The following is a 20,952-nucleotide window of genomic DNA, read 5'->3' on the forward strand; positions in this document are numbered from 1 at the left end:
TGACGCGCATGAAGAACCTGCCGGTATCGAGATCGTCGAACTGGCTGGAGTCGATGATGTTGCAGCCTTTGTCGGCCAGATAGCTCGAAATCGCCGCAACGATGCCGCGCGTCGATTTGCAGGATACCGTCAATACATAGCTTCTCATGTCTCTCCCTCTTCCCTCTTGGAGGCCGCAGCCCGTGCTTAGATCAAAGCCCGTGCCGCGAATAGGCCGGCGCACTTTCATTCATGCGACAAATTGCAAGATAAACCATCACGTTCCAGCAAGTTCTCTCATGGCCGTATCGGCTTAGGAGAAGTCGCTCAACGCCGCACCGCCAGCGCCGTCCGGATGTGTATTCTCGCCTTCAGTGGATGAAATTAAAGCATGTCGCTGAAAGCTGATGAGCAATATGCGACATCGAGAGGCGGGAAACCAAGCATGTGAAGGGCGGAAATTGAATCCGAAGGTTCACATCTAGGCCGGCGGCCTGCCTGCCACGGCCACCTTCCGGCGCGGCGTGGTGATTTCATGGACGATTGCGCCGCCGATTGACGAAAGCACCAGCGCCAGGATCACGAAGAGCACCGGTTGCTGCAGGATGCCGATCGGCAGGCGGTCCGAAGCCACCCTCAGGAAAGCGAGGGTGAAGGCGTGGGTGATATAGATGCTGTAGGAGCAGTCGCCGAGATAGTTCAGCCATCCCAGAACCGGCAGACGGGAAAAGTCGATGGAAACAGCGCCGTAGAGGATGAAGATCGCCGGGATGCCCCAGGCGTAGAACCGGCTCTCCGGCGGCATCAGCGCTTCGTTGACGACGAGGAACACAAAACCCGTGGCCAGTGCCGCCCATGCCCAGCGGTTCGGCAGAAGCACCTTCTGCCGGTAAAGCCAGCCGAGCACGACGCCGGCAAGAAATTCCAGCATGATCGGCTCGCCGTAGAACCGGGTGGCCGTTGATTCCGGAAGCAGCCGGCAGGCAATCAGGATGACGGCAAAGACGGCAAACATCACCGGAATCCGGCGGGTTTCCGAGAGCGGCAGCAGCAGTGCAAACACGAAATAGAAGAACATTTCGTAATTCAGCGTCCAGCCCGGCACGACAACGGGGGTGATCGTGCCGGGATCGGCGGCATTGGCCCATGGCAGGAACAGCAGCGAGGCAATGAGATGCGGAAGGTCGAACACCGTGGATTTGAGCAGTGAGGGGGCAGCAAGCGCCACGACAGCCGAAAACAAGGTTGCCAGCCAGTAGAGCGGGACGATCCTCCTGATGCGGCGGCGGGCGAAATCGATGGGGCGGATCGCCCGCCCGCTCGTCGTCAGCCACATCACGAAGCCGCTGAGCACGAAGAAGATGTCGACGCCGGTTTCGCCATAAAGAAAAGCCGTGGCGTCGACGGCGGGATTGACCTTGGCCAGCTGCAATATTGCATGGAAATAAACGACCATCAGCGCCGCAACCGCGCGCAGATATTGAAGCTGGACAAGCATCTGATGTCTTGCTCCTCGAGCTCGCGGACGCCGGTTTCCACCGTGCCGCTGCGGTCAACTCAGTACATCTGCCGCACGACCCTGCCGGATGCGCGGGCTGTCGTGGAAGCGCATATATCCGACGACGAACCACAAGAGGCCGGCAATCTTCATCGAGAAAACGGCGGTGCCCCCGATCATCATATTCAGAAAAATGAAAAGAGAAAGTGAATGGGCGCAACGCCGCTGCGCCGCCGTACGGCCGGCAGGGAACAGGCAGACGAACAGCCAGAGGGCGACGACGCCGAAGATCGTCGCCGCGTAGATCAGATAGACGTAGCCGCTGTCGGCGAACTCGGCGACCCTGTCGACCGAAAGCCCGAGAACGGCGAGCGGATCGAGCTCCATGATCTTCTTCATCGTCAGGTTGATGCGGCCGGTGAAATTGTCACCCGTCGCATTCGGTTTGAGGGTATAGACGATGAAGCCCGCGGCGACGATCAGCGGCATCAGCGCCAGATTGAGATTCCGCGGGATCTTCGGAAAGACGAAATAGCCGACGATGCAGGCAAAACAGAAGATCAGCATTGTGCGCGTGTCGTTCGTCACCAGGATCAGCACCGCCGTGCTGATGAAGAGCAGCCGGTCCCAGCGCCCCAGTCTTTCCCACATGGAAATCAGGTAGATCGCGATCACGCCGCAAAAATTGGCAAGCGACACCTGTTCGAGGAAGATCGACGACGAGCGATGGTCGATGATGCCGAAGGAAAATCGCTCGGGAAAGCCCAGCGCGTTCTGGAACAGGCCTGTCGTGTTGTAGCTCAGCGGCAGCAGCCCGCGCGTATTGGCGAAATAATCGGACGGATGCACGATGCTGACATAGAAGGGCACGCTGACGATCTCGAAGATCAGGAAGATTAGCACCGTAAGGCTTGCCCAGCGGAAGGCCAGCTTCATCGTTCTCTCGTTGCTCCAGCCGCCGAGGCCGGTAAAGCAGAAGATGATCAGCACGTTGCGGAAATGATCGACGAACGGCATGCGATTGAGCACGCTGACATAGATGGTCACGACAAGCGTGAACAGCAGGAACAGGAAGGCCGGCAGATCCGTCTCGTAGATCCCCTTATGAAGGATGTAGATGATTGCGCTTGCCAGAATCAGGCCTTCGCTGGCGGCGACATGCGTCATCGACAGCGGCATGATGTTGTGGTTGATGAAGGCGAGAATGCCGTTATAGAGCATCGAAAGCAGGCCGAGCCAGAGCACTGGATGGTCGATGCGCGACGTCCCCCCGGCCGCCTCGACGCGGTTGCCCGCCACGGTGAAAGTCGCTGCCTTCTGATCGACTGTCGCCACGGTCAGTTCCCCGCAGGCTTGACGGCGGTGCAGGCGCCGGCGTCCGCTTTCGCCGACGCGGCGAGAAGCCGCATCTGCGGTCGCTCGGGGCCCTTGCCCGGCTGAACGTTGAGAGGTTCGTCCGCCGGCCACCATTCGCCCGCCGCCCAATAGGACCAGCCGAGCCAGACATCGCTATTGTCGGACATGGTCGCGTAGATCTTGGTCAGGCCGCTCATGCAGTCCTTATCGGCGGAGCCGCCGAATTCGCCGAGAAAGCCGCGTTTATGGTTCCGCTTCAGCCAGGCGGTGACGCCGGCGATGGCCTCGACCGCGGTGGCGGCGCCTTCGCAGGTGGCATGGGTTCCCGACGAATCGACGTCGAGATATTGGTGGACCTCGTAAGCGTAGAAATCGAGCGGATCGCGCACGCCGAGCATCACCGTAGCGTTGGCGCCGCCGATCACATCCTCCTCCCAGCTGTGAGCGCCGCTCCAGGCGGTGCCTGGCACGAGGATAAGGTTGCGAGCGCCGACGGCGCGGATGGCGCGGATCGCCGCGTTGGCGGCATCGAGCCAGTCGGTGGCCTTGATGTCGTGCGGCTCGTTCATCAGGCCGAAGAGAACGCCGTCCTGATTGGCGAATTCGACCGCGAGCCTTGCCCAGAAGTCGGCGAATGCGGCGTCCGTCGCCGGCGGGTTGCCGATCTGCGCCTTATCGTAATAGCCGAAATTATGCGGGTCGAGCAGAACGGCCATGCCCTGCTTTCGGATCAGGCCGACCGTATCCTTGATCCGCTTGAATTCGTCCTCGTCCAGCCGCCCGCCTAGCGCCGGCTGCAGCCGCTCCCAGCGGAAGGGCAGCCGAATGATCGTCATGCCCTTCTTGGCGAAATAGCGGATCGTCTGCTCGCTCGGATAGATGTAGTTCGTGCCGTAGATGGCGCCGCGCTCGCTATATTCGCCGCCGGAAAGATTGATGCCGCGATAACACGGCGCGCCGGCCGCAAAGACCGGCGACGGCATGAGGGCGGCCGCAAGCAGCAGCGCCACCAGATGGCGTGTCGTCCTCATGGCTATCCTCGCAATCACGGCAACTCGCAACATCGACGTCGCTGCGCCTATCTTAACGGTCCGTTAGCTAAGAATTTCTAAAGTCTCGGCACCTCGGCTTCAGTCTTTCACGCTGGGCGGGACACGAGTGCGCGTATGAGCCAGTATGACAGGAACAGGGTAAGCCGGCTGCCCGGCTGGCGGAGTTACGAGCCGTCTCCGACTGCGTCGGAAGGCGTGCGCCCGCGCAGTCCCGTCGTTCGTCCGGATGATTTCGCCCGTCCCGAGCCCGAGCCAGCCCCTCCGCCTTTCGTGCCGCCCTCGGCACGGGTTGCAGAAATCCGTCGATCCGAGCAGCCGCCGCCCGCTGCAGTCGAACCGCCTGCGGCCATAGAACCGCCTGCGGCCCCAGAGAGGCCTGCGGCCAATGTGCCGCTGCAGAGCACAGCCGCCCCGCTTCTCGATCTCCGCTCCAGCATCGCGGCGATCTGGAGCCGCCGGCTGGTGGTATTTGTGCTGGCCCTTGTCGGAGCCGTTGGGGGTGGCGCGGTGGCGCCGCTGATCGGCCAGAAATTCACAGCCGTCAGCAGCCTTTATTTCGATCCGCGTCAGATCGGCCTGGCCGAGGCCGGCGCGCAATCTTCGGGCCCATCGCCGGAAATGATCTCGGCGCTGATCGACAGCCAGGTGCAGATTCTGACCTCGGGCAACGTGCTGCGCCGCGTCGTCGAGGCGATGAAGCTCGACCAGGATCCGGAATTCAACGGCGGCAGGACGGATGGCGCGGCCGTGATCGGCGCCCTGCAGAAGGCGGTTGTCATCACCCGCCAGACCGGCACCTATGTCGTTTCGCTCGCCGCGACGACCAACGATCCCGAGAAATCGGCACGGCTTGCCAACCAGGTGGTCACCTCCTTTACCGAGGAGGAAAACAGCGCCTCGAACGGCCTCTACGAAAACACCTCCTCGACGCTGGACGGACGCCTTGCCGACCTGCGCCAGAAGGTGCTGGAGGCCGAGCAGGCGGTCGAAACCTTCCGGGCCGACAACGACATGGCCGCGACCGAAGGCAACCTGATCTCCGACCAGCGCCTCGTCTCGCTGAACACGCTCTTGGTGACGGCGCAGGAAAAGACCATCCAGGCGAAGGCCCGCGCCGATGCCGTCGCCAATCTGCGCGTCGAAGACATCGTTGCCGGCAACCAGGCGGAGGGCGGCGTCACCTCGCCGCTCGTCAGCCTGCGTCAGCAATATGCTGCCCAGGCCGCCGCCGTCGGCAGCCTCGAAAGCCAGATGGGCACGCGTCATCCGCGCCTGCAGGCGGCGCGCTCCTCGCTGCAGAGCATAGCAGGCGAAATCAGGGGCGAATTGCAGCGCCTCGCCACCTCGGCAAAGGGCGAATATGAGCAGGCCAAGGCCGCTGAGGACAGCATTGCCAAGGAGCTTGCCGTTCAGAAGGCGCTGCAGGCAACCGTCTCCGACAAGCAGGTGGAACTGAACGAGTTGCAGCGCAAGGCGACGGCGGCGCGCGATATCTACGAAACGGTGCTCAAGCGCTCCAGCCAGACGAGCGAGGAGCAGAACCTCAGCCAGAGCAACATCCGCGTCATCTCGCCGGCTGAGCCGCCGGTCAAGGCCGATGGCCCGGGCAAGAAGATCCTGCTCGTCGCCGGCATCGTCGGCGGCCTCCTTGCCGGCTTCTTCATCGGCGCCGCCTTTGCCATTCTCGCCGGTCTCTTCGGCCACCCCGTCATCAGAGGTTATTTCAGGAAATCGCCCGCCGCGGCGGCTTGATGCGCGCCGTCGGTTTTCCTACATGGAGCAGAAGCGCTTTGTCGCCGGCAGGAGAATTCCCATGCGGCTGTTGATGATGCTTCTGATATCGCTTGGCGTCCTGTCCAGCCTCGCCCCGGCGTCAGCCCTCGCTGTCGATTGGACGAAATCCGTGGATTCGGCTGTTCAACCCCTCTACCCCTACAAGGGCCTTCCCGGCGTCAAGGCGCAGCCGGACAAGAAGGAAGAGGAATCCTATAATTGCCGCACCGAGACCGTCCAGCTTCGCCGCCGTTATGACGATATCTTCCGCTCTGGCGGCATGCCGACGCTGATGTATGTCTGCGAGCGCGACGGCTTCGTCACCATGGGCGGAAAGGTTCCGCTCCGCGGCCATTACCAGCCGGTGCGGTAAGGCCAATCGCCTTTCTCGGAGAAGACATGCAACTCGGCCGGTTTGTCCCCGAGCCCCGAAAGATTTCATCTCTTGCCGAGATCATTCACGAACCGCTGCTCGATCGGGCAACGAACGTGCCTCCGCTCCCCGGCACGCTTCTTGCATCATTACTAATATTCTAACCTTTGGGGAGAAAGTGTCATGCAATGGAACGCATCGGCGAATTTTGCGCCTCTTGTCCTCTTTCTTGGCGGCCGGCGAAGGGTCGTCAAGACGCTCCGAGACGCAGCCGAAGTTCTGATAATAGATTGGCCGTTCGACGATGGAGAGGAATATGTCGCGGCCGTAAAGGCTTGCGACGATGCCATCGCCGGGGAGGCCGGCTTGGAGGAATTGAGGGAATTGCTTCTTCGCGCCGCCAGGGAAGCCGGCATTACGGCTTTGTCGGTCATATCGGATAGCGGGAAGACGACCCCCCATATGGCGGCGTGACAGGGCTTCAACCTGCACCGCTCCTCGAACCGGTATCCAGACAAGCACGTGGATGGCCTCTGTCAACAGAGCCAAACGCGTAATTTTGGAAAGATTTGATATTTGATCTTGGCAACGATCAAAAGGAAATGGTGCCCAGAAGAGGACTCGAACCTCCACGCCTCGCGGCACAGGTACCTGAAACCTGCGCGTCTACCAATTCCGCCATCTGGGCGACGGAGAGCGATGTAAGGGGGCGGCTCATGACTGTCAACTGGGTTTTTGAAGTTTTCCTGACAGTTGGCAAAAAACTGCGTCTCGCATCGGGAGGAGTGCGGGCCGGGCCGGCATAGCGCTGTCGCCGGCGCGCCCTATATAAAGAGAATATCGAAAGGAAATGCGTCATGCCCGCTCCTCGCACGCTTCTGCTCGCCAGCCTCTTGGCCGTTCTGTCGCCCGCAACGGCAGCCGCCGATTCGCTGAATGTGGGTAGGCCTGGCCTCGGCTCGGTCAACACGGGATCGACGCTCTGCGATTTTCGTGGCTGCTTCGGCTTCGGGCCGCAGCAATGGCATCGCCCCGCGTATGTTCAGCCAAATTACCGTCCGAGGGGCGCGGGGCCGACCTATTACCTGCCGGGCGCGGCGGGGCGGCCGCAGCTCACCTATGATCCGCCGCCGGTGCCCCGTGTGCAGCCGAAGCAGGTGAATAAGCACATCGCCTGGTGCACCAATGAATACCGTTCTTATAATCCGCGGACGGATCACTTCCTCACCTATGAAGGCGTCTACAGGGTCTGCCGCTCGCCCTATCGCTGAGCGAGCTTGATCAGCTTTCGTGCGACACGCGGTCGACATGGCCGAGATCGCGGCCGGGCTCGATGATGTCGCGGACGCGTTGCTTGAGCTCCTTCGGCCCGGGAAAGCCGCCGTCGCGCTTACGCTCCCAGAGGAGATCCCCATTGATGCGGATTTCGAAATTGCCGCCGGTGCCCGGGATCAGCGCCACCTCGCCGAGACTGTCGGAAAAGGTGCTCAACAGCTCCTGCGCCATCCAGGCGGCGCGCAGCAGCCAGTTGCACTGGGTGCAGTAGAGGATCGAGACGCGGGCTTTTTCGGTCATGGCGTTTTCCTTTCGTTTGGCGTGATTTAAGCCCTTGCGGCGTGCGGACGCAATCGCACATGCGCAAGCATCTTGCGCGCCGTTCTTCGGCATGGTCTCTTCCTGCCGACCACCGGGGAGAACCTATGCGAGTCGCAGTCGTCGAAAATATGCGCAACACCGGCCTCGGCGCGCTTGCCACGGCGCTCGACGAGGCGGGTGCTGAGATCGAGTGGTTCCGGGTCTGGCGGGATGGCATCCTGCCGAAAGACATATCCGGTCATGACGCGCTCGTCGTTCTCGGCGGCGAGCAAAGCGCGCTGGATGACGAGACGCATCCCTATCTGCCGGAGCTCGCCCGGCTCGCGCGCCGTTTCGGCGATGCCGGCAAGGCCGTGCTCGGCATCTGCCTCGGCAGCCAGATTCTTGCGCGCGCCTATGGCGCCGACAACCATCTCGGAACCGCCCGCGAATTCGGCTGGCACAGTATCGGCGTCACCGATGAAGGCCGGGCCGATCCGCTGCTCTCGGCGCTTGGCGGCGAATTCACCATCTTCGAGTGGCATGCCGACACCTTTTCCCTGCCTGCAGGCGCCGTTCGTCTCGCGACAAGCGCTGTCGCCGAAAATCAGGCCTTCCGCATCGGCCGCGCCGTCTACGGCACCCAATTTCATTTCGAGGCCGATAGAATGGTTGTCGAGCAGTGGAAGGCGGAATTCCCTGACACGATAGAACGCATCGCGCCCGGCTGGCTGGAAAGCTATGCCGAGCTGACTGCGCGGCATGCTGGTGACGCCGATGCCGCTGGCCTTGCCATCGCCCGTGCCTGGGTCGGGCAGATCGAACAGCAAAAGGTCGAGATCCTGTCGCAGGTCCCGGCTTGAAGGGCAATGCGATGACACTAAGCGAACGCGAGAAGATGGCGGCGGGTGAGTGGTATTGCTGCCTTGACGATGAGCTCGATCACCTGCGCCGGCAGGCGCGGCTCGCCGTCCACGCCCACAATACGCTGCCGCCGGACGAGCGCGGCCCCGCTGCCCCCGCCCTCAGCGCGCTTTTTGCACGGGCCGCCTCCGATATCTTTATCGAAGCGCCGTTTCACTGCTCCTATGGCATCAATATCGTTCTCGGCGAGCGCGTCTATGTCAATGCCGGCTGCACCATCCTCGATTCCGGCAGCGTGACGATCGGCGATCGCACCATGTTCGGCCCCGGCGTGCAGATCTATTGCGCCGAGCATCACAATGACCCTGCGCTTCGCGGCGCGGGGATCGAGATCGCCCGGCCGGTCGCAATCGGCAGCGACGTCTGGATCGGCGGCGGCGCCATCATTCTCGGTGGCGTGACGATTGGCGATGGCTCGATCGTCGGTGCTGGTGCCGTGGTGACGAAGGATGTGCCGACGGGCGCGACGGTGGTTGGCAATCCCGCGCGTCCGATAAACCGCGTTTGAGATACGCGTCTAGGACTCTCGACAATGACGCCGCCTCCGCTAGATCAGGGGACGGAAGGGGAGAGATATCATGACATCACCGAATTTGCCCATGGAAGGCGGCTGCCGTTGCGGCCGGGTGCGCTTGAAGATCAGCGCTCCGCCGCTGCTCACCATGGCCTGCCATTGCACGGGCTGCCAGAAGATGACGGCGAGCGCCTACTCGCTGAGTGCTGCCATCCCCAGCGAGGGCTTCGAGGTTACCAAGGGCGCGCCTGTTATCGGCGGGCTGCACGGCGCCACCAAGCATTATTTCTGCCCGCATTGCATGAGCTGGATGTTCACCCGGCCGGAAGGCATGGACTGGTTCGTCAATCTGCGCGTCACCATGCTCGACGACCCGAGCTGGTTCACGCCCTTCATCGAGACATGGACGAGCGAGAAGCTGTCGTTTGCCGAGACAGGAGCGGTGTATAGTTACGAAGCGCTACCCGAGATGGACGCCTATGAGGGGTTGGTGAAGGAGTATATGAGCAGGGGATAAGGCTCAGAAGCCTTGGAAGAGAAAGTCCATGGCGCCGATGATGGCATCGCTTTTGCCCGATAGATCTGTGACGGCTTCTCCAATTTCCGATGTCGGGACAGACGCCATGCGCTGGGTGGCCATCACGTATGGTTCATTCTCAATGAGAAAGCGTGGGTTCAGTCGCGAGATCGTCCAAGTCAATTCCTGGACTGGATGCAAAGGAACCATGACTCTTGAAGGCAGATCGTCAAGCAGATTGGCTTGAAGGTCGACGGCAAGGACATTCCCACTTTTCAGGCGATAGACGTGAAAGCGTGCCATGGAGCAATTCCAGGAAAAGTGTGAAGCGGGTTTTCCGTCAGGAATTGCGTAATACAAGACTGCGCTTCAATGAAAAACTGAACCGCTCTAAAACTGACGGTACTTGGCGAGCGGCAGGCCGTGTTTTTCGACATATTCGTTTTCGAGCCGGATCGCCTCGGCGTTCTCGATCCGCCACAGCCGCTCGCGTTCCGCCTTTATCGCTTTCGCGATACCTTCTTCCGCCGCCCTGGATATGTTGATCTTGAGCTCGCGGGCCTGGGAAACGAGGCCTTCATCAAGTGAAAGATTCGCTGCTTTTCTCGCCTGATGACCCATAACGATCTCCTCGTCTTATGCGCAAATCATATGCGCATAAGACGTCATTGAGAAGCGTTATTCATCGCCCATCTTGAGCGCGGCGATGAAGGCTTCCTGCGGAATCTCCACCTTGCCGAACTGGCGCATGCGCTTCTTGCCTTCCTTCTGCTTGTCGAGCAGCTTGCGCTTGCGGGTGGCGTCGCCGCCGTAGCACTTGGCCGTCACATCCTTGCGCAGGGCCGAGATGGTCTCGCGGGCAATGACGTTGCCGCCGATCGCCGCCTGGATCGGGATCTTGAACATGTGCTTCGGGATCAGCTCCTTCAGCCGCTCGCACATGTCGCGGCCGCGCTTTTCGGCTGCCATGCGATGCACGAGCATCGAGAGCGCATCGACCGGCTCGCCATTGACAAGGATCGACATCTTCACGAGGTTGCCTGCGCGGTAGCCTTCGAGGTGATAGTCGAAGGATGCGTAGCCCTTGGAGATCGATTTCAGCCGGTCGTAGAAGTCGAAGACCACCTCGTTGAGCGGCAGTTCGTAGGTCACCATCGCCCGGGTGCCGACATAGGTCAGCTCGGTCTGGATGCCGCGGCGGTCCTGGCAGAGCTTCAGGATGCCGCCGAGATAATCGTCCGGCGTCATGATCGTCGCCTTGATCCAGGGCTCGCGGATTTCGGCAATCTTGACGACATCGGGCATATCGGCCGGATTGTGCAGTTCGCGCTCGCTGCCGTCGGTCATCGTCAGCTGATAGACTACGGAAGGCGCGGTGGCGATGAGGTCGAGGTCGAACTCACGCTCCAGGCGCTCCTGGATGATTTCGAGATGCAGCAGGCCGAGGAAGCCGCAGCGGAAGCCGAAGCCGAGGGCTGCCGACGATTCCATCTCGAAGGAGAAGGAGGCGTCGTTGAGGCGAAGCTTGCCCATGGCGGCGCGCAGGTCTTCGAAATCGGCGGCATCGACCGGAAAAAGGCCGCAGAAGACGACCGGCTGCGCCGGCTTGAAGCCCGGCAGGGCTTCCGCGGTCGGGCGCTTGTCTTCGGTAATCGTATCGCCGACACGCGTATCGGCCACTTCCTTGATCGAGGCGGTGATGAAGCCGATCTCGCCGGGGCCGAGGCTGTCGACATTGACCATCTTCGGCGTCAGCACGCCGACGCGCTCCACCTGATATTTCGCATCGGTGCCCATCATGCGGATCGTCTGGCCCTTGGTCAGCACGCCGTCGATGACGCGCACGAGAACCATGACGCCGAGATAGGTGTCGTACCAGCTGTCGACGAGCAGCGCCTTCAGCGGCGCCTTCTCGCCGCCCGGGCTCTTCGGCGCCGGCAGCTTATGGACGATCGCTTCCAGCACGTCGGGAATGCCGAGGCCGGTCTTGGCCGAGATCAGCACGGCCTCGGAAGCGTCGATACCGATCACTTCCTCGATCTGTTCCTTGATGCGGTCGGGTTCGGCGGCCGGCAGGTCGATCTTGTTGAGGACGGTGACGAGTTCGTGGTTGTTGTCGATCGCCTGGTAGACGTTGGCGAGCGTCTGCGCTTCGACGCCTTGGCTGGCGTCGACGACGAGCAGCGAGCCTTCGCATGCTGACAGCGACCGCGAGACTTCATAGGCAAAGTCGACGTGGCCGGGCGTGTCGATCAGGTTGAGAATGTATTTCTCGCCGTTGTTTGCCTGGTAGTGCAGGCGCACGGTCTGGGCCTTGATGGTGATGCCGCGCTCACGCTCGATCTCCATATTGTCGAGCACCTGCTCGGACATTTCGCGCTCGGCAAGTCCGCCCGTCGTCTGGATCAGGCGGTCGGCCAGCGTCGATTTGCCGTGGTCGATATGGGCCACGATCGAGAAGTTGCGGATATGGGACAGCGGAGTGGTCGAATTGGTGCTCATGCGCGCCATATAGCAGCGCCGCCCCCTGCCGCAAAGCGGTAATTATCCCCGAATTTACGCTATTTTGCGGGTCCGCGGCCAGCGTGTCAGATCGGCCAGGTCTCCAGCCGCCAGGCCGAATCCCAGAACATCCATTCATATTGCGAGGCGCGCACGAAAACGTCCATCATCGCGGCACGTTCCGTCTCCGATGCGGCGCGTGCGGCGATATCGGTCAGCGCGATCACCTCGCGGGCGCCGGCTGCAAATTGCGGATCGCCATAGGTGTTGATCCAGGCCTGGAAGACATTGCCATCGATTGCCGGCCTGCCTTTGATGCCTTCGCCGACATGCATGTAGATCCAGAAGCAGGGCAGGATGGCCGAAAGCGCAACGGCATAGGAGCTGTGATAGGCGGTCGCCAGAAGGAAATTCGTATAGGCGAAGCAGGAAGGCGAGGGCTCGGCGGCCGTCACGTCCGCGCTCGAAATGCCGAATTGCGAGAGGAAGCCCGCATGCAGGCCCTGCTCGACGGTGATGGCCTTCTGCGCCGAACCGAGGAAGCGCAGCACCTGTGCATTGTCGGGCGCCTTTGCCGCGACGATGGCGAGGCACCGGGCATAATGCTTCAGATAGATTGCGTCCTGCAGGATATAGTGACGGAAAACCTCCGGGGGCAGCGTGCCGTCCGAAAGCCGTTCCAGGAGCGGCAGTTGCTCGATCTCGGCCATAAGAGGCTTGATCCGCTCCCAGGCGGCGGCCGTGAAGCTTCCCGTGATTTCGGTGTTATGCATGCTGCCGTCCATGAGGTCCTCCGCTCTGCAAGCGCCGCTGCCATATATCGGCGGCGCGGCGGTGAAGGCAAGCGAGATGAAGCATCGACGGAGGCTTGATTCCATCATGAGATAATGTATTTCTCATATAGTAGAATAATGGATCGGCGATGGAACGGGAACTCGAACAGGCGATCGGTATCCGCATTCGCACATTGCGGCTGCAAAAGGGCCTGACGCTGGATGAGCTTGCCGAGGCGTCGGGCGTCAGCCGCGCGATGATCTCGCGCATCGAGCGGGCGGAGGCGAGCCCGACCGCCTCGCTGCTGGCAAGGGTCTGTGCCGCGCTCGGCCTGTCGCTGTCAGCCTTCTTTGCAGAGGAGGGGCAGCAGGCCTCGCCGCTGGCACGCCGGCAGGAGCAGCAGGTCTGGCGTGATCCGGAGACCGGTTATCTCAGGCGCGCGGTATCGGCGCCCGGCACCGGCTCTGCCGTCGATATCGTCGAAGTCGAATTTCCACCCGGCGCTCGCGTCAGCTTCCCACCGCATGCGGCATCCCATGACATGACGCAACATGTCTGGCTCTTCGACGGCGAGTTGGAGATGACGGCGGGTGAGGCGGTCTACCGGCTGCGTCCAGGCGATTGCCTTTTCATGCCCGTCGGCGAGGGCCATTCCTTTCATAACCCGGGTCATGCGCCGGCGCGCTATTGCGTCGTGCTCGATCGCGGCGGCCGATGACGACCTTCATTTCAGGAGAAGTACATGTCTGACATTCGCATCCTTTCCGCCGAGGAGGCCCGCGCTTCCATTCCGGCCCTCTCGGAAGTGCTGGCCGATTGCGTCACGGGCGGCGCCTCCGTCGGCTTCATGCAGCCCTATGGACCTGAAGATGCCGAGCGCTATTGGCTGGACGTTGCCGATTCGGTTGCCGGCGGCGGCAGCCTGCTTGTTGTCGCCGAACTCGATGGCCGGATCGTCGGCACGGTGCAGGTGGGCGCCGCGCTGATGCCGAACCAGCCGCATCGCGGCGATCTGAAGAAGCTCCTGGTGCATCGTTCCGCCCGCGGGCGCGGCCTTGCCCGGCTGCTGATGGAAGCCGCCGAACGCGAGGCGGCCGCCCGCGGCAAGACCCTGCTCGTGCTCGATACGGCAACCGGCAGCGATGCCGAGGCGATCTATCCGCGCCTGGGCTGGCAGCGCGTCGGCGTCATCCCCGATTATGCTCTGTGGCCGGAAGGCGGCTTCTGCGACACCACCTTGTTCTACAAGCGGCTCGCCTGATTGCGCCCGCGCCGCTCATGCCCACCTTGCGAATATGGGAAGCGCGCCGGCCAAGGTCGCCCCCGCCGTCCATTGTGCCGCGTTCCAACCGAACTGCCGCGCCGTTTCGACATTCGCCGCCATATCGTCAATGAATGCGATCTCCGCGGCCAGGACCCCGGCACGTTCGGTCGCCATCCGGAAGAAGTCGGGCGAAGGCTTGCTGTGTCCGAGTGCTGCCGAATAGACGATGTCGTCGAAATGGGCGCCAAGGTCCAGCTGTTCCATCAGGTAACGCGCCCGCCTGTGCTCTTGGTTGGTCGCCAGGAAGAGAGTGACGCCGCTTCGCCTGAGAGCGGCGAGATCCTCCAGCAGATTGCGGTCGAGCCGGGAATCGTTTTCGAACCAGTAATCGATCAGCGCCGCGGCGCTGAGATGGGGCGCGATCTTTGCGAGCACGTCGGCGAGCCTTGGCTCCAGTGCTTCGCGGCCGATAATGATGTCTCCCCAGTGAACCTGGAAAAACTCCTGCTGCAGCAGATCGGGTCGCAGGCCGAGATCGCGCTCGAGATAGGTGAAGTGGGGCAGCCCGTTGGTCGGACGGCCATGGATGAGCACGCCGTCGACATCGACCATCAGCACTTTCATGCGGCAGTTTCCTTCGGACTCAAAACCTCGCGAAGGGTGAAGTCATTTACTTTGGCGATCAAGGGCGCCGCGCCGGCTTTTTCGTCGCGGCCGACCCATGTAAATCTCGAATTCCAATCAAGGACGGATCCGAAATGCGCGTCATCTATTCCGAAGAGCACAAGCTGCGCGATGCCAGGACCGAGCTCTATGCCGGCCAGCTGGTGACGCCCTTCGAGGCGCCGTTTCGGGCCGAGTGGATCCTGGCGGCGGTCAAGGAAGCGGGTTTTGCCGATGTCGCAGCGCCGGATGCGCATGGGCTGGAAACGGCCCGAAAGGTGCATGATCCCGCCTATCTCGATTTTCTCGCCACCGTCTGGGATCGCTGGGTGGCGGCCGGCTTCGAGGGCGAGGCGATCGCCAATTCCTTCCCGGTCCGCCGCACCAGCCAGCGCGTGCCCGACAATATCGTCGGCGCGATCGGCCATTACGCCAATGCCGCCGACACCTCCATCACCAAGGGCTCCTATGAAGCGGCGATCGCCTCGATGCGTTGCGCCATCACCGGCGCGGATTGGCTGAATGCCGGCAACCGTTTCGCCTTTGCGCTTTGCCGGCCGCCTGGCCATCATGCCGGCATCGATCTCTTCGGCGGCTATTGTTTCATCAACAATGCGGGCGTCGCGGCCCAGCGGCTCATCGATCACGGTGCGAAGAAGGTCGCCGTGCTCGATGTCGATTTCCATCACGGCAACGGCACGCAGGACCTCTTCTATCACAGAGGTGATGTCTTCACCGCTTCGCTGCATGGCGACCCCATGTTTGCCTTTCCCTATTTCCTCGGCCATGCCGACGAAGAGGGCGAAGGAGAGGGCACGGGTAGCAACCACAATTATCCGATGCCGCCCCACACGCCCTGGCAGGTCTGGTCTTCGGCCCTTGCCGATGCGCTCGCCCGCATCAAGGCCTTCGGTGCCGAGGCGATCGTTGTGGCGCTCGGCGTCGATACCTTCGAGCGAGACCCGATTTCCTTCTTCCAGCTGAAATCGGAAGATTTCATTCGCATGGGGGAGATGATCTCCGCCGCCGGCCTGCCCGTCGTCATCTGCATGGAGGGCGGTTACGGCGTGCCGGAAATCGGCCTCAACGTCGCCAATGTCCTCAAGGGCCTGGAAGCCTGATCGCTTGATATGACCGACGACACCATTCCATCCGATATACCGACGCCGCGCATGCTGAGCTGGGCGCGCAATTCCGCCATCTACAGGCTGGAGCGGCGGATGATGACGGAAAAACAGCTGTTTGACGCCATCACCCGTAAGGCGAAGGAGAAGTTCGAGGATATCGGCGCGGCGCAACTCAAGGCCCTTGCCGATTTTGCCGTCAGGTTCGCTTATGACAACAAGGCGCTCGATGATCGCGCCTATGCCGAGATCAGCACGCGCTCCCAGCTGTGCGGCGGCAAATCGAAGCGCGCCATCGCCCGGAAACTTGCGGCCAAGGGTGTTGCTGGCGATAAGGTCGAGGCCGCCCTTGCGGAGGCTGACGATCTCTACGCCGCGGCGATATTTGCCCGCAAACGCGCCTTCGGTCCCTTCCGCCGCGTCCAGCTTGACGAAAAGCGAAAGGCCAAAGAGCTTTCGGCCTTCGCCCGTAACGGCTTCAGCTTCGATATCGGCAGGAAAGTGTTCGACATGAGTTTGGAGGATGCCGAAGACGTCATCCTGGCCCGCCGTCTTTGATATCGCATAAGGCCTTTTGCTGGCCGGATCAGAAGTTTGAATTTGTCGCTCGCAGGCCGTCTTCGTAAGAAGAGCGCACAATCGGGGGCGAGCATGGAAGAAAGAGCAAATGCTGGCGCGGGCACGCTGACCGCAGAGGCGTCAACAGCATTTGGCGGGGTAGCGACCGGTGGGCTGATGTGCCTCCTGTCCATGTCGTCGATCCAATTCGGCGCCGCACTCTCATCCTCGGCCATCTCAACCTATGGGCCGGCCGGCGCCAGCTGGCTGCGCCTGGCTTTTGCGGCCATCATTCTCGCCCTTGTCGTGCGGCCGCGCATCGTCAGCTACAACAGGGCGCAATGGACGAGCGCACTGGTTCTCGGCGCGACGACAGCGCTGATGACCATGAGCTTCTTCGCGGCGATCGAGCGCATTCCGCTCGGTCTCGCCGTAGCGATAGATTTTCTCGGTCCGCTGTCCGTTGCGACCATCGGCTATGGCCTCAGCCGGCGTCTCGTCTGGCCGCTCATTGCAGCACTTGGCGTTCTGGCCCTCGCCCATGACGGTAAAGGCTGGGTCGGCGATACCGGGGGCATTCTTTTTGCGCTCGGCGCGGGAACCGGGTGGGCGATCTATATCGTCCTGACAAAAAAGATCGGCGCGAGCTTCAAGGGGCTGGAAGGACTGTCCATGTCGCTGATGGTCGCCGCTCTTGTCGCCACACCCTTTGGCTTCGCCGGCGCCGTGCCGAAGCTCGATGCTTACGGCCTGGTTGAAATGGCGGGCCTTGCCATCCTTGTGCCGCTGCTGCCCTACACTCTGGAACTGATCGCCCTGCGGCGCATGCCGACAGCGTCCTTCGGCATTCTCATGAGCCTCGAGCCGGCCATTGCGGCACTCGCGGGTTTCGTCATTCTGGCGCAGCCGATGACGCTGCTGCAGATGGCCGGAACTGCCCTGGTCGTGGCCGCAAGCGCCGGCGCGACCTTTTCCGCACGGCAGTGATCAGCCTGCCTTTTTCGCCGGGTCGTCGAGAGCGGGATTGTAGAACAGCGACAGCGTCAGGCTTTTGGCGATCCGCTCTGCGGTCGCCATGAACCAGTCCTTGGCTTCCGGCGAAGGGGCGACATCGTCAAGTGTTGCGGCAAATAGCGACAGCCACTTCGGAAAAAGATCGGGCGTCAGGTTCTGAACGGTGGTATGCGCCTGCACCGGCTTGCCGCCATAGGCGCCGCTGCGGAAGGCGACGGCCGACCAGAAGCTCTTCATCTTCTCCAGATGCTCCGGCCAGCGGCCGGAAAGCCGCGCATCGAATACCGGGCCGAGATCGGGATGCTCCAGCACGCGCCCGTAGAAAGTCTCGACCAGCCTGCCGATAAAGGCCTCGTCGACCCCCATCGCCCGCATCTCGGCCTCCGCCTTTTCGCGGATCGCCGCGACATGGGCAGGGCGGCCCTGAATGTCATTGTTCATCATAAACCCCGGCGCCGCATGATGCGGCAGCCTCCATATAGGCCTTTACCCCAGCGAACCAAAGCCGCTCGTGCGGATTGCGGCAATCTGTCAGCCGGTCCGCCCCGGCCACTTGACCGCCATCGCTTCCTTGCTTAGATTTAGAATTATTCTAAATTATTGGAGAGATTTATGCTGGCGCGTTTTTTCAGATCGCCGAAACGATCCTTCGAGTCCCTCTCCGAGCAGGAGATTCTCGCCCTTGCGATTGCCTCCGAGGAAGACGACGCCCGCATCTATCTGGCCTATGCCGATAGGCTGCGCCCTGAGTTTCCGGCTTCGGCCAAGGTCTTCGAGGATATGGCCGAGGTCGAGGACGCGCACCGCAAATCGCTGTTCGAAATCCACCGCCAGCGTTTCGGCGAGCGTATCCCGCTGATCCGGCGCGAGCATGTGCAGGGCTTTTACGAGCGCAAGCCGGACTGGCTGAGAGCCAACCTGTCACTCGATGCGATGCGGCAGGAGACTGAGGCGATGGAGGAGCAGGCCTATCGTTTTTATGTCGAGGCGGCAAAGCGCACCACCGACGCCTCGACGCGTGAGCTTCTCGGCGACCTCGCACTCGCCGAACAAGGGCACGAAGACATCGCCCGCATGCTTGGCGACAAACATACGCCTGAGGATATCAGGCACGACGAGGACGAGACCGCGCACCGGCAATTCGTGCTGACCTATGTGCAGCCGGGCCTTGCCGGCTTGATGGACGGCTCTGTCTCGACGCTGGCGCCGATCTTTGCCGCCGCCTTCGCAACCCAGGACACATGGCAGACCTTCCTCGTCGGTCTTTCCGCCTCCGTCGGCGCCGGCATCTCGATGGGCTTCACCGAGGCCGCCCATGACGACGGCAAGATCTCCGGCCGGGGCTCGCCGATCAAACGTGGCCTTGCCTGTGGCATCATGACGGCGCTCGGCGGCCTCGGCCACGCGCTGCCCTATCTGATCCCGCATTTCTGGACGGCGACGATCACCGCCGCCATCATCGTCTTCTTCGAACTCTGGGCAATCGCCTTCATCCAGAACCGCTACATGGAAACCCCCTTCCTGCGCGCCGCCTTCCAGGTGGTGCTCGGCGGCGGCCTGGTCCTCGGCGCCGGCATCCTGATCGGGAATGGGTGAGGAGCGGTCGGCGAAGCCGAGCAATCGATCCAGTGAATCGATTGCAGCGACGAACGCCCTGAGCCAAAGCGAAGGGCCGGGAGACGGTGCGGCATATCAACACCTCATCTCCGGCGGCACGCACGATCAACGCTCAATGAGGTGCACAGCACGGACCTCGAAGGAAGAGGACTGCGAAAGCTAACGACGACGCGTCTCCAATCTCCAAAAAGCAAAAGGCCGGCTTTCGCCGGCCTTTTCCCCCGCATCCCCTTGAGATCCCTATCGAAGAGCGCCGACCAGAAGGTCGCGGCCGTTCTCGATGGTGACCCAGCGGCCAGCATTGTAGCTCGACTGGCGCTTGACGAAAGTATAGGCCGTCGCGAACCAGGGCTTCACGTCGGCAGCGAGATTATCGAGCACGAAATCGCCCTCGGCGGTGCGCAGCGTCAAGACAGCATGGCCTTCACCGTCAGGCTTGCGCACGACGGTCATCAGCAGGTCGGCGGCCGAAAAGCCGCGCTGGATCAGCATGCGGCGCTTCAGCAGCGCGAAATCTTCGCAGTCGCCGGCGGTCGTCGGATAGGCCCAGACCTCGTCCTTGCCGTAGATTTCCTTGTCGGTCATCGGCTTGATCGTGCTGTTGACCGTGGTGTTGAGCGAACGGACGAGCGACCACTTCGCCGGCGTCATCTCGATCGGGCCCGCATTGCGGTTCGCGCCGCATTCACTGCTGTGGATCTGACAGAAATCGTAATGGCCGATCGGCTGCGAAGTGGCATTGCCTGTTACCATGGAAGCATTTCTGCTTGGAGCTGGGATGGCGGCAGTCGCCATCGCAAACACGGCCATCATGGCCACAAAGACACCCTTGATCCGCACGCCCGCTCTTTCCTTGATCGCCCCTTAATTATTAACAAATTGTTAATGGAGAGGGCGGAGAAGAGTCAATCGTTACTTCTTGGGAGAGCGTTGCAACGCGCCAACATGGTTAAAATGCAACGGGTTGGCGGCTTGCGTTAGGGGAATTTCTCGGGCGGTGCTGTTCGAATGGGCATCTGCATATTTGTTGATGAACGAATGATGCCTTTGACGGCGCTGAGGAGAAGGGCGATATCGCCCGGGCGGGAAAGGCGGTGGTCGCCATCGCGGATGAAGGTCAGCACCACGTCGTCGGCGGGAAGGTGCTCCAGAAGCTTCATCGCGTGCGCATGCGGCACGTCCGGATCTTTCATGCCCTGCAGGATATGGACCGGGCAGCCCGTCTCGATCATGCCGTCGAGCACCCGGTTTTTGCGCCCGTCCTCGATCAGCGCCTGCGTATAGATGTTCGGTTCCGGGCTGTATTGGGAGCGCTCTTCGAAATAGCCGCGCTCCGCCAGCGACTTGCGTTCCTTGGCCTTAAGGTTCGGCTCGATCAGTTCGGAGGTGAAATCGGGCGCCGGCGCGATCAGCACCATGCCGGCGAGCTTCGGACCACCCTGTCGGGCGAGTTCCTGCGCCAGCCGGAGCGCGATCCAGCCTCCCATCGAGGAACCGACGAGAATGAAGCGCTCGGGCGCAACATGGCGGATGACGGCAAGCGCTTCCTCCAGCCAGCGCGAGATCGTGCCGTCGCGAAAGCTGCCGCCGGAAAGCCCATGGCCTGAATAGTCGAGGCGGATGCAGGCCGCACCGAGTTCGGCCGCCAGCCCATCGATCTCCGCCGCCTTGGTGCCGCTCATGTCGGAACGGTAGCCGGATAGCCAAACCAGCGATGGGGCAGCATTGCCGGCCTGCGCCGGACGCAGGAGCATGGCGATCTCCCGTGCCGCCTCGCCTTCGCCGACGGTCAGGAACTGCGGTTGGGCATTGCTGATCTGATCGGACATCGGCGAAACCTCCTGTTGTTTCGGCCTATAAAACAGATTCTTGGCA

Annotated in this window: 26 protein-coding genes and 1 tRNA gene; 13 read left to right on the top strand and 14 right to left on the bottom strand. The window is 61.8% G+C overall.

All coding sequences use genetic code 11. The annotated features are described in order from the left end of the window. The 4 genes from HJB91_RS04855 to HJB91_RS04870 form a co-directional block, all read right to left on the bottom strand. The coding region (locus tag HJB91_RS04855) for an ACT domain-containing protein (protein ID WP_221154066.1) at positions 1–148 on the bottom strand (148 nt) is incomplete at its 3' end. 312 nt (positions 149–460) lie between these two features. Next, positions 461–1,477, bottom strand: coding sequence for an acyltransferase (locus HJB91_RS04860; protein ID WP_210629561.1), 1,017 nt, complete (start codon positions 1,475–1,477; stop codon positions 461–463). Positions 1,478–1,531: 54 nt separating this feature from the next. Beyond that, positions 1,532–2,812 carry a hypothetical protein gene (locus HJB91_RS04865; RefSeq protein WP_221153565.1) on the bottom strand — a complete coding sequence of 427 codons (1,281 nt, stop codon included), beginning with the start codon at positions 2,810–2,812 and terminating at the stop codon, positions 1,532–1,534. A 2-nt stretch (positions 2,813–2,814) separates the two neighbouring features. Continuing rightward, positions 2,815–3,864 (bottom strand): glycoside hydrolase family 5 protein, encoded by a 1,050-nt coding sequence (locus HJB91_RS04870; protein ID WP_221153566.1) that lies wholly within the window; start codon positions 3,862–3,864, stop codon positions 2,815–2,817. Positions 3,865–3,999: 135 nt separating this feature from the next. Here HJB91_RS04870 and HJB91_RS04875 point away from each other — a divergent pair, with 135 nt between their 5' ends. The 3 genes from HJB91_RS04875 to HJB91_RS04885 all read left to right on the top strand — a co-directional run bounded on the left by HJB91_RS04875 (position 4,000) and on the right by HJB91_RS04885 (position 6,505). Continuing rightward, entirely contained in the window at positions 4,000–5,637 is a 1,638-nt protein-coding gene (locus HJB91_RS04875) for a GumC family protein (protein WP_221153567.1), read from the top strand. Positions 5,638–5,698: 61 nt separating this feature from the next. Continuing rightward, complete coding sequence (locus HJB91_RS04880) at positions 5,699–6,031, top strand: hypothetical protein (protein WP_210629557.1); 333 nt, start codon at positions 5,699–5,701, stop codon at positions 6,029–6,031. A gap of 183 nt (positions 6,032–6,214) precedes the next feature. Further along, positions 6,215–6,505, top strand: coding sequence for a DUF982 domain-containing protein (locus HJB91_RS04885; protein WP_221145690.1), 291 nt, complete (start codon positions 6,215–6,217; stop codon positions 6,503–6,505). Positions 6,506–6,634: 129 nt separating this feature from the next. Here the strand turns inward: HJB91_RS04885 and HJB91_RS04890 are convergent. Then, positions 6,635–6,719: transfer RNA gene (locus HJB91_RS04890), tRNA-Leu, on the bottom strand. 169 nt (positions 6,720–6,888) lie between these two features. On the opposite strand from HJB91_RS04890, the gene HJB91_RS04895 reads away from it, so the two are divergent. Then, a complete protein-coding gene (locus HJB91_RS04895) occupies positions 6,889–7,302 on the top strand; it encodes a BA14K family protein (protein WP_221153568.1) in 414 nt (137 codons plus the stop codon). 10 nt (positions 7,303–7,312) lie between these two features. Here HJB91_RS04895 and HJB91_RS04900 read toward each other — a convergent pair whose 3' ends face one another. Further along, the gene (locus HJB91_RS04900; RefSeq protein ID WP_210629554.1) at positions 7,313–7,606 is read right to left on the bottom strand and encodes a SelT/SelW/SelH family protein; all 294 of its coding nucleotides are present in this window, start codon (positions 7,604–7,606) and stop codon (positions 7,313–7,315) included. A 125-nt stretch (positions 7,607–7,731) separates the two neighbouring features. Here HJB91_RS04900 and HJB91_RS04905 point away from each other — a divergent pair, with 125 nt between their 5' ends. The 3 genes from HJB91_RS04905 to HJB91_RS04915 all read left to right on the top strand — a co-directional run bounded on the left by HJB91_RS04905 (position 7,732) and on the right by HJB91_RS04915 (position 9,561). After that, positions 7,732–8,469 carry a type 1 glutamine amidotransferase gene (locus tag HJB91_RS04905; protein ID WP_221153569.1) on the top strand — a complete coding sequence of 246 codons (738 nt, stop codon included), beginning with the start codon at positions 7,732–7,734 and terminating at the stop codon, positions 8,467–8,469. 11 nt (positions 8,470–8,480) lie between these two features. Further along, positions 8,481–9,038, top strand: a complete 558-nt coding sequence (locus HJB91_RS04910; protein WP_210629552.1) for a sugar O-acetyltransferase — start codon at positions 8,481–8,483, stop codon at positions 9,036–9,038. Positions 9,039–9,108: 70 nt separating this feature from the next. Beyond that, the gene (locus HJB91_RS04915; RefSeq protein WP_210629551.1) at positions 9,109–9,561 is read left to right on the top strand and encodes a GFA family protein; all 453 of its coding nucleotides are present in this window, start codon (positions 9,109–9,111) and stop codon (positions 9,559–9,561) included. Positions 9,562–9,564: 3 nt separating this feature from the next. Here the strand turns inward: HJB91_RS04915 and HJB91_RS04920 are convergent, their stop codons facing one another. The 4 genes from HJB91_RS04920 to tenA form a co-directional block, all read right to left on the bottom strand. After that, a complete protein-coding gene (locus HJB91_RS04920; protein ID WP_210629550.1) occupies positions 9,565–9,864 on the bottom strand; it encodes a CcdB family protein in 300 nt (99 codons plus the stop codon). Positions 9,865–9,951: 87 nt separating this feature from the next. Beyond that, positions 9,952–10,182 (bottom strand): type II toxin-antitoxin system CcdA family antitoxin, encoded by a 231-nt coding sequence (locus tag HJB91_RS04925; RefSeq protein ID WP_210629549.1) that lies wholly within the window; start codon positions 10,180–10,182, stop codon positions 9,952–9,954. A gap of 57 nt (positions 10,183–10,239) precedes the next feature. Beyond that, a complete protein-coding gene (gene lepA / locus HJB91_RS04930; RefSeq protein ID WP_085776615.1) occupies positions 10,240–12,072 on the bottom strand; it encodes a translation elongation factor 4 in 1,833 nt (610 codons plus the stop codon). A 77-nt stretch (positions 12,073–12,149) separates the two neighbouring features. Next, positions 12,150–12,848, bottom strand: coding sequence for a thiaminase II (gene tenA, locus HJB91_RS04935; protein ID WP_221153570.1), 699 nt, complete (start codon positions 12,846–12,848; stop codon positions 12,150–12,152). Between the two features lie 137 nt (positions 12,849–12,985). On the opposite strand from tenA, the gene HJB91_RS04940 reads away from it, so the two are divergent. Beyond that, the gene (locus HJB91_RS04940) at positions 12,986–13,555 is read left to right on the top strand and encodes an XRE family transcriptional regulator (RefSeq protein WP_210629547.1); all 570 of its coding nucleotides are present in this window, start codon (positions 12,986–12,988) and stop codon (positions 13,553–13,555) included. 24 nt (positions 13,556–13,579) lie between these two features. Continuing rightward, a complete protein-coding gene (locus HJB91_RS04945) occupies positions 13,580–14,098 on the top strand; it encodes a GNAT family N-acetyltransferase (protein WP_210629546.1) in 519 nt (172 codons plus the stop codon). A 15-nt stretch (positions 14,099–14,113) separates the two neighbouring features. Here HJB91_RS04945 and HJB91_RS04950 read toward each other — a convergent pair whose 3' ends face one another. Continuing rightward, on the bottom strand, positions 14,114–14,725 hold the full coding sequence (locus tag HJB91_RS04950) for an HAD-IA family hydrolase (RefSeq protein WP_221153571.1): 612 nt from the start codon (positions 14,723–14,725) through the stop codon (positions 14,114–14,116). Between the two features lie 134 nt (positions 14,726–14,859). Here HJB91_RS04950 and HJB91_RS04955 point away from each other — a divergent pair, with 134 nt between their 5' ends. From HJB91_RS04955 to HJB91_RS04965, 3 genes are all read left to right on the top strand, one after another. Continuing rightward, positions 14,860–15,885: a histone deacetylase family protein gene (locus HJB91_RS04955; protein WP_221153572.1), complete on the top strand. Its 1,026-nt coding sequence runs from the start codon at positions 14,860–14,862 to the stop codon at positions 15,883–15,885. Positions 15,886–15,894: 9 nt separating this feature from the next. Further along, positions 15,895–16,446 carry a recombination regulator RecX gene (gene recX / locus HJB91_RS04960; protein ID WP_221153573.1) on the top strand — a complete coding sequence of 184 codons (552 nt, stop codon included), beginning with the start codon at positions 15,895–15,897 and terminating at the stop codon, positions 16,444–16,446. 93 nt (positions 16,447–16,539) lie between these two features. Further along, on the top strand, positions 16,540–17,433 hold the full coding sequence (locus tag HJB91_RS04965; protein WP_221153574.1) for a DMT family transporter: 894 nt from the start codon (positions 16,540–16,542) through the stop codon (positions 17,431–17,433). Here HJB91_RS04965 and HJB91_RS04970 read toward each other — a convergent pair whose 3' ends face one another. Continuing rightward, positions 17,434–17,901 carry a group III truncated hemoglobin gene (locus HJB91_RS04970; RefSeq protein WP_221145706.1) on the bottom strand — a complete coding sequence of 156 codons (468 nt, stop codon included), beginning with the start codon at positions 17,899–17,901 and terminating at the stop codon, positions 17,434–17,436. Between the two features lie 171 nt (positions 17,902–18,072). On the opposite strand from HJB91_RS04970, the gene mbfA reads away from it, so the two are divergent. Then, a complete protein-coding gene (gene mbfA / locus HJB91_RS04975) occupies positions 18,073–19,056 on the top strand; it encodes an iron exporter MbfA (protein WP_221153575.1) in 984 nt (327 codons plus the stop codon). Positions 19,057–19,317: 261 nt separating this feature from the next. On the opposite strand, the gene HJB91_RS04980 is transcribed toward mbfA, so the two are convergent. Together HJB91_RS04980 and HJB91_RS04985 are read right to left on the bottom strand one after the other, a co-directional pair. Then, positions 19,318–19,917 (bottom strand): transglutaminase-like cysteine peptidase, encoded by a 600-nt coding sequence (locus HJB91_RS04980; protein ID WP_210629540.1) that lies wholly within the window; start codon positions 19,915–19,917, stop codon positions 19,318–19,320. Between the two features lie 137 nt (positions 19,918–20,054). Continuing rightward, positions 20,055–20,906 carry a carboxylesterase gene (locus HJB91_RS04985; RefSeq protein WP_210629539.1) on the bottom strand — a complete coding sequence of 284 codons (852 nt, stop codon included), beginning with the start codon at positions 20,904–20,906 and terminating at the stop codon, positions 20,055–20,057. Positions 20,907–20,952: the final 46 nt, after the last annotated feature.

Origin of the sequence: Rhizobium sp. NLR10b (genome assembly GCF_019685435.1) — a bacterium.
Taxonomy (GTDB): Bacteria; Pseudomonadota; Alphaproteobacteria; order Rhizobiales; family Rhizobiaceae; genus Rhizobium.

What these genes read in the sequence shown, in the direction of transcription:
- HJB91_RS04970 (WP_221145706.1), bottom strand. Translation starts at nt 17,901, where the DNA reads ATGAACAATGACATTCAGGGCCGCCCTGCCCATGTCGCGGCGATCCGC.
- HJB91_RS04895 (WP_221153568.1), top strand. Translation starts at nt 6,889, where the DNA reads ATGCCCGCTCCTCGCACGCTTCTGCTCGCCAGCCTCTTGGCCGTTCTG.
- HJB91_RS04985 (WP_210629539.1), bottom strand. Translation starts at nt 20,906, where the DNA reads ATGTCCGATCAGATCAGCAATGCCCAACCGCAGTTCCTGACCGTCGGC.
- HJB91_RS04860 (WP_210629561.1), bottom strand. Translation starts at nt 1,477, where the DNA reads ATGCTTGTCCAGCTTCAATATCTGCGCGCGGTTGCGGCGCTGATGGTC.
- HJB91_RS04965 (WP_221153574.1), top strand. Translation starts at nt 16,540, where the DNA reads ATGGAAGAAAGAGCAAATGCTGGCGCGGGCACGCTGACCGCAGAGGCG.
- HJB91_RS04945 (WP_210629546.1), top strand. Translation starts at nt 13,580, where the DNA reads ATGTCTGACATTCGCATCCTTTCCGCCGAGGAGGCCCGCGCTTCCATT.
- HJB91_RS04885 (WP_221145690.1), top strand. Translation starts at nt 6,215, where the DNA reads ATGCAATGGAACGCATCGGCGAATTTTGCGCCTCTTGTCCTCTTTCTT.
- HJB91_RS04920 (WP_210629550.1), bottom strand. Translation starts at nt 9,864, where the DNA reads ATGGCACGCTTTCACGTCTATCGCCTGAAAAGTGGGAATGTCCTTGCC.
- HJB91_RS04900 (WP_210629554.1), bottom strand. Translation starts at nt 7,606, where the DNA reads ATGACCGAAAAAGCCCGCGTCTCGATCCTCTACTGCACCCAGTGCAAC.
- HJB91_RS04905 (WP_221153569.1), top strand. Translation starts at nt 7,732, where the DNA reads ATGCGAGTCGCAGTCGTCGAAAATATGCGCAACACCGGCCTCGGCGCG.
- lepA (WP_085776615.1), bottom strand. Translation starts at nt 12,072, where the DNA reads ATGGCGCGCATGAGCACCAATTCGACCACTCCGCTGTCCCATATCCGC.
- HJB91_RS04940 (WP_210629547.1), top strand. Translation starts at nt 12,986, where the DNA reads ATGGAACGGGAACTCGAACAGGCGATCGGTATCCGCATTCGCACATTG.
- HJB91_RS04915 (WP_210629551.1), top strand. Translation starts at nt 9,109, where the DNA reads ATGACATCACCGAATTTGCCCATGGAAGGCGGCTGCCGTTGCGGCCGG.
- HJB91_RS04880 (WP_210629557.1), top strand. Translation starts at nt 5,699, where the DNA reads ATGCGGCTGTTGATGATGCTTCTGATATCGCTTGGCGTCCTGTCCAGC.
- HJB91_RS04925 (WP_210629549.1), bottom strand. Translation starts at nt 10,182, where the DNA reads ATGGGTCATCAGGCGAGAAAAGCAGCGAATCTTTCACTTGATGAAGGC.
- HJB91_RS04955 (WP_221153572.1), top strand. Translation starts at nt 14,860, where the DNA reads ATGCGCGTCATCTATTCCGAAGAGCACAAGCTGCGCGATGCCAGGACC.
- HJB91_RS04870 (WP_221153566.1), bottom strand. Translation starts at nt 3,864, where the DNA reads ATGAGGACGACACGCCATCTGGTGGCGCTGCTGCTTGCGGCCGCCCTC.
- tenA (WP_221153570.1), bottom strand. Translation starts at nt 12,848, where the DNA reads ATGGACGGCAGCATGCATAACACCGAAATCACGGGAAGCTTCACGGCC.
- mbfA (WP_221153575.1), top strand. Translation starts at nt 18,073, where the DNA reads ATGCTGGCGCGTTTTTTCAGATCGCCGAAACGATCCTTCGAGTCCCTC.
- HJB91_RS04910 (WP_210629552.1), top strand. Translation starts at nt 8,481, where the DNA reads ATGACACTAAGCGAACGCGAGAAGATGGCGGCGGGTGAGTGGTATTGC.
- recX (WP_221153573.1), top strand. Translation starts at nt 15,895, where the DNA reads ATGACCGACGACACCATTCCATCCGATATACCGACGCCGCGCATGCTG.
- HJB91_RS04950 (WP_221153571.1), bottom strand. Translation starts at nt 14,725, where the DNA reads ATGAAAGTGCTGATGGTCGATGTCGACGGCGTGCTCATCCATGGCCGT.
- HJB91_RS04875 (WP_221153567.1), top strand. Translation starts at nt 4,000, where the DNA reads ATGAGCCAGTATGACAGGAACAGGGTAAGCCGGCTGCCCGGCTGGCGG.